This is a genomic window from Streptomyces sp. NPDC060205, assembly GCF_042728395.1.
GTDB lineage: Bacteria > Actinomycetota > Actinomycetes > Streptomycetales > Streptomycetaceae > Streptomyces.
The window spans coordinates 1-4,701 of sequence record NZ_JBHWZP010000182.1 but is presented as its reverse complement, the minus strand read 5'-3'; the positions used below and the strand labels follow the sequence as shown (position 1 = coordinate 4,701).

At 71.1% G+C, this 4,701-nt stretch carries 4 protein-coding genes and 3 tRNA genes; all 7 read left to right on the top strand.

Annotated elements, in window-relative coordinates:
- Positions 1 to 361 precede the first annotated feature (361 nt).
- The 7 genes from ACFWGJ_RS27645 to ACFWGJ_RS27615 all read left to right on the top strand — a co-directional run bounded on the left by ACFWGJ_RS27645 (position 362) and on the right by ACFWGJ_RS27615 (position 4,666).
- Positions 362 to 433 (top strand) — tRNA-Gly (locus ACFWGJ_RS27645).
- 79 nt (positions 434 to 512) lie between these two features.
- A tRNA-Gly gene (locus ACFWGJ_RS27640) sits at positions 513 to 585 on the top strand.
- Positions 586 to 740: 155 nt separating this feature from the next.
- Positions 741 to 1,754, top strand: a complete 1,014-nt coding sequence (locus tag ACFWGJ_RS27635; protein ID WP_381833186.1) for an ABC transporter ATP-binding protein — start codon at positions 741 to 743, stop codon at positions 1,752 to 1,754.
- Positions 1,751 to 2,557 carry an ABC transporter permease gene (locus ACFWGJ_RS27630; protein WP_387329712.1) on the top strand — a complete coding sequence of 269 codons (807 nt, stop codon included), beginning with the start codon at positions 1,751 to 1,753 and terminating at the stop codon, positions 2,555 to 2,557. Before ACFWGJ_RS27635 ends, ACFWGJ_RS27630 begins: the two co-directional genes overlap by 4 nt.
- A gap of 79 nt (positions 2,558 to 2,636) precedes the next feature.
- Positions 2,637 to 3,941: a sensor histidine kinase gene (locus tag ACFWGJ_RS27625; protein ID WP_387329709.1), complete on the top strand. Its 1,305-nt coding sequence runs from the start codon at positions 2,637 to 2,639 to the stop codon at positions 3,939 to 3,941.
- Positions 3,938 to 4,558, top strand: coding sequence for a response regulator (locus ACFWGJ_RS27620; RefSeq protein WP_387329706.1), 621 nt, complete (start codon positions 3,938 to 3,940; stop codon positions 4,556 to 4,558). The genes ACFWGJ_RS27625 and ACFWGJ_RS27620 overlap by 4 nt, the downstream gene beginning before the upstream one ends.
- Positions 4,559 to 4,593: 35 nt before the next feature.
- A tRNA-Gly gene (locus tag ACFWGJ_RS27615) sits at positions 4,594 to 4,666 on the top strand.
- The last annotated feature ends 35 nt before the right edge of the window (positions 4,667 to 4,701 follow it).

The following is a 4,701-nucleotide window of genomic DNA, read 5'->3' as shown; positions in this document are numbered from 1 at the left end:
TGGCTTGTCGCGCCGTTCCCCGCGCCCCTCAAAGATTGCGCCGTTCCCCGCGCCCCTTGGGTGGGCGGGGGCGAGGTCGCATGTCGGGTGCGGCGACGTGAGGGCTTGTCGCGCCGTTCCCCGCGCCCCTCAAAGATTGCGCCGTTCCCCGCGCCCCTTGGGTGGGTGAGGGGTGGGGTTGTGTGTCGGGCGCGGGTCGGCTTGGGCTGGGTGCGCCGTTCCCCGCGCCCCTTGGGGTGGGGTGGGTGTGGGGGTTCATTCGGGCCTGGGGGTAGTCGACTTGCGCTGCACCCCGGGCGATCGGCTAGAGTTCGGAGCACGCCGAGGGGCAAGGCCGAGAGGCCCGGCTCACCGGAGTCACGCGGGTGTAGTTCAGTAGCAGAACATCCCCCTTCCAGGGGGAAGGCGCAGTGTGCAATTCCTGTCACCCGCTCTGCATCGCCGGTCTGGTCGTTCTTTTGATCAGGTAGGCTGGTGCTCGCGCCGATCGGTGAAAGCCGGTCGGAGGCAATGCGGACGTAGCTCAGTTGGTAGAGCGCAACCTTGCCAAGGTTGAGGTCGCCAGTTCGAACCTGGTCGTCCGCTCAGCGAAGAAAGGCCCCGGTCACACGACCGGGGCCTTTCTCTTATGTGCCCGACCCACCGTCCCGCCGTCCGGTGCACGGCCGTCTGACATTTGTCATGTCCAGCGGTGACAGCGCGCACTGCCGAACCCCGTCGTCGGCCGGGACGCTTGAGTCATGAATACGAATGAGCCCGTGATCGAGGTCACTGATCTCCGACGCGTCTACGGGGGAGGGTTCGAGGCGGTCCGAGGGGTCTCCTTCGAAGTCGCCCGGGGCGAACTCTTCGCACTGCTCGGCACCAACGGCGCGGGCAAGACCTCCACCGTCGAACTCATCGAGGGCCTCGCCCGGCCGGCCGGCGGCCAGGTGCGCGTCCTCGGCCACGACCCGTACACCCAGCGTTCCGCCGTCCGCCCGCGCATCGGCCTCATGCTCCAGGAGGGCGGCTTCCCCTCCGAGCTGACCGTCTCGGAGACCGTCCGGATGTGGGCCGGCTGCACGAGCGGGGCCCGCCCTGAGAGCGAGGCGCTGTCCCTGGTCGGCCTCACCCGCCGGGCCGGCGTACGCGTGAAGCAGCTGTCCGGTGGCGAGAAGCGGCGCCTGGACCTGGCCCTCGCGCTCCTCGGACGGCCCGAGGTGCTCTTCCTGGACGAGCCGACGACCGGCCTCGACGCCGAAGGGCGCCAGGAGACCTGGGAGTTGGTACGCGAACTGCGCGCCCAGGGCACGACCGTCCTGCTCACCACGCACTACCTGGAGGAGGCGGAAGGGCTCGCGGACCGGCTCGCGATCCTGCACGCCGGAAAGATCGCGGTCTCCGGCACCCCGGCCGAGGTGACCGCCTCCCAGCCGTCGCGGATCTCCTTCGAACTGCCCGACGGCTACTTCCCCGGCGACCTGCCGCCCCTCGACTCCCTCGGCGTCACCGGACACGAGGTCACCGGACGCGTACTGCGGCTGCGTACGAACGAACTGCAGCGGGCCGCCACCGGGCTGCTGACCTGGGCCGAGCGGGCCGGCGTCGAGCTGCGGGGGCTCGACATCCGGTCGGGGTCCCTGGAGGAGGCGTTCCTGCGCATCGCGCGGCACGTCTCGGAGCAGGACGCCCAGGCGGAACAGGCCGGACGGACGGAACAGGCCGGACAGACGCAACAGTCCCAGCACTCCGAGAAGGAGCACGTGGCATGAGCGCGGACACCGTGACCAGGACCGCACCCGCGGCATCGACCGTGACCGCGGTCGGACGCATGACCGCCCTCGCCCGGGCCGAACTCACCCTCCTCTCACGCAGCAGGGCCACCTTCTTCGCGGCCGTCTTCGTGCCGCTGATCCTGCCGCTCAGCCTTCGCTCGACGGTCGAGGACATGGACCTGAAGGGGTCCGGCCTCTCGGTCGGCTCGGTCATCCTGCCCTCCGCCGTCGGCTTCTCCCTGCTCTTCGCCGTCTACAGCTCGCTGGTCAGCGTCTACGCGGCCCGCCGCGAGGAGCTCGTGCTCAAGCGGCTGCGCACCGGGGAACTGCGGGACGCCGAGATCCTCATGGGTGCCGCGGTCCCGTCGGTCCTCATCGGTCTGGTGCAGAGCCTGGTGCTGACGGTCGCCTGTGCGGCGCTCCTGGACGTGGGAACGCCGAAGGCGCCCCTCCTCGCCGTCCTGGGGCTGCTGCTGGGGCTCATGATGTGGCCGGCGCTCGCGGCGGTGACCGCGAGTTTCAGCAGGAGCGTGGAGGGCGCCCAGGTCGCGGCGATGCCCCTGCTGCTCATCTCGATGGTGGGCTCCGGCACGGTCGTGCCCTTCGAGGTCATGCCCGACCGGCTCGCCAGGCTCTGCGAACTCCTGCCGCTGTCCCCGGTGATCACCCTCATCCGCGGCGGCTGGGCCGGGAACCTCTCCACGTCCGAGACCCTGGGCGCGCTCGCGACGGCGCTGGCCTGGACCGTGCTCGCGGTGTTTGCTGTACACAAGTGGTTCCGCTGGGAACCGAGGCGCTGACCCCGGCCCGCGCAGTGCACACGAGCGGGAGCGGTGACGGAGACGGGGACGGTCGGTCATGGGAATCGGGAGTTCGGGAATGCGCAGGCCAAGTCGCTGGTGGCGTGGGAAGAGCACGCTGGCGAAGGTCGAGACGTACACCCGCTGGTCCTTCCACTTCTTCCCGGTGGTGGAGGTCACCGCGATCGGGCTGCCGGTCTTCGGGCAGGTGGGAGCCGGGTTCGCCGTCTGGCTGGTCCTGCCGCTGTGTGCGCACGCCGTGCTGTGCGGGGTGACCGCGTCGAGGTCGCTCGACTGGACGCGCGGCACCCGTGAGCAGCCCGTACGCCTGCTCGTCGTGCTCGGCGTCGTCTCCGTGCTGCTGGGCACCGCCGCACTCAGCCTCGTGAAGCACGGACCGGGCGGCGAGGACACCACGTCGGCGGTGGTCCCGGTCTGCGTGGGCGTGCTGATCTTCGGGACCGGCACCATCGCGCTCGGCGTACGCGGCCGGCTGCGCGTCCTCGGGCTCGTGGCCGGCGTCGCCACGTACGCGGGAGTCATGGCGTTCGCGCTGGGCCTCGACCAGGACGCGGCGCTGGGAACGGCGTTCGCGGTGCTGTTCGGCGGCGGTGGCCTCGTCTTCACCTCCGTCTTCTCCGTCTGGCTGCTCGACGCCGTGTACGAGCTCGACGCGGCCCGGGAGACCCGGACCCGCCTCGCCGTCGCCGAGGAGCGGCTCCGCTTCGGACGCGACCTGCACGACGTGATGGGCCGCAACCTCGCGGTGATCGCCCTGAAGAGCGAACTCGCCGTCCAGCTCGCCCGCCGCGAACGCCCCGAGGCCGTGGACCAGATGATCGAGGTGCAGCGGATCGCCCGCGAGTCGCAGCGCGAGGTCCGCGAGGTCGTACGGGGCTATCGCGAGGCCGACCTCGGCGCCGAACTCGCGGGCGCACAGGGTGTGTTGACCGCGGCCGGGGTCGACTGCCAGGTGACCGGTTCCGCGACCGGGCTGCCGCCTGCGGTCCAGTCGGCGCTCGGCTGGGTCGTACGGGAGGCCACCACGAACGTACTGCGGCACGGCGACGCCCGGCGGTGCCGCGTGACGCTGACCCGCGCGCGCGACCATGTGATCCTCACGGTCGAGAACGACGGGGTGGAGCGGGCCGCCGCCGGGCGGCCGGGGGCGCCCGGCGGTGGATCCGGTCTCGCCGGGCTGCGGGAGCGGCTGGCCGCGGTGGGCGGGACGCTGGAGGCGGGACCCGTCAACGGCGGCCTCTTCCGGGTCGTGGCCGACGTGCCCCTGCCTCCCGGTTCCTCGCCCGCCTTCCCGGCAGGTTCGTCGTCCGCCTCCGCGTCGGACACCGTTGCGCGCTCAGTGAGTGAAGAGGTCACCCCATGACATCCGTACGACCCATCCGGCTGCTGCTCGCCGACGACGAGCACCTCATCCGGGGGGCGCTCGCCGCGCTGCTGGGTCTTGAGGACGATCTGCTGGTGGTGGCGGAGGCGGCCGGCGGGCCCGAGGCGCTGGCGATGGCGCGCGCGCACGAACCCGATGTGGCCGTACTGGATCTGCAGATGCCCGGGGCCGACGGTGTGAGGGTGGCCACATCGCTGCGGACGGAACTGCCCTCCTGCCGTGTGCTCATCGTGACGAGCCATGGGCGCCCCGGGCATCTCAAGCGGGCGCTGACGGCCGGTGTGCGCGGGTTCGTCCCGAAGACGGTGAGTGCGCAACGGCTCGCGGAGATCATCCGTACCGTGCACGCGGGAAACCGTTATGTCGACCCCGAGTTGGCCGCCGACGCGATCTCCGCCGGGGATTCGCCGCTCACCTCGCGCGAGGCCGAGGTGCTGGAGCTGGCCTCCGACGGGGCGCCCGTCGCGGAGATCGCGGAGCGGGCCGCGCTGTCGCAGGGGACCGTACGGAACTATCTGTCGTCGGCGGTGTCCAAACTCGGAGCCGAGAACCGGCACTCGGCGGTGCGTCTCGCACGCGAGCGAGGTTGGGTATAGTTGCTCTCGCGCCACGGCGAAAGCCACCGCGCGGCGCGGACGTAGCTCAGTTGGTAGAGCGCAACCTTGCCAAGGTTGAGGTCGCCAGTTCGAACCTGGTCGTCCGCTCAGAGGAAGAACACCAGAAACCCCCGGTCGTCGAC

Bases quoted from the DNA above. Each gene is read 5' to 3' on its own strand.
- ACFWGJ_RS27635 (WP_381833186.1), top strand. From the start codon at position 741: ATGAATACGAATGAGCCCGTGATCGAGGTCACTGATCTCCGACGCGTC.
- ACFWGJ_RS27630 (WP_387329712.1), top strand. From the start codon at position 1,751: ATGAGCGCGGACACCGTGACCAGGACCGCACCCGCGGCATCGACCGTG.
- ACFWGJ_RS27625 (WP_387329709.1), top strand. From the start codon at position 2,637: ATGCGCAGGCCAAGTCGCTGGTGGCGTGGGAAGAGCACGCTGGCGAAG.
- ACFWGJ_RS27620 (WP_387329706.1), top strand. From the start codon at position 3,938: ATGACATCCGTACGACCCATCCGGCTGCTGCTCGCCGACGACGAGCAC.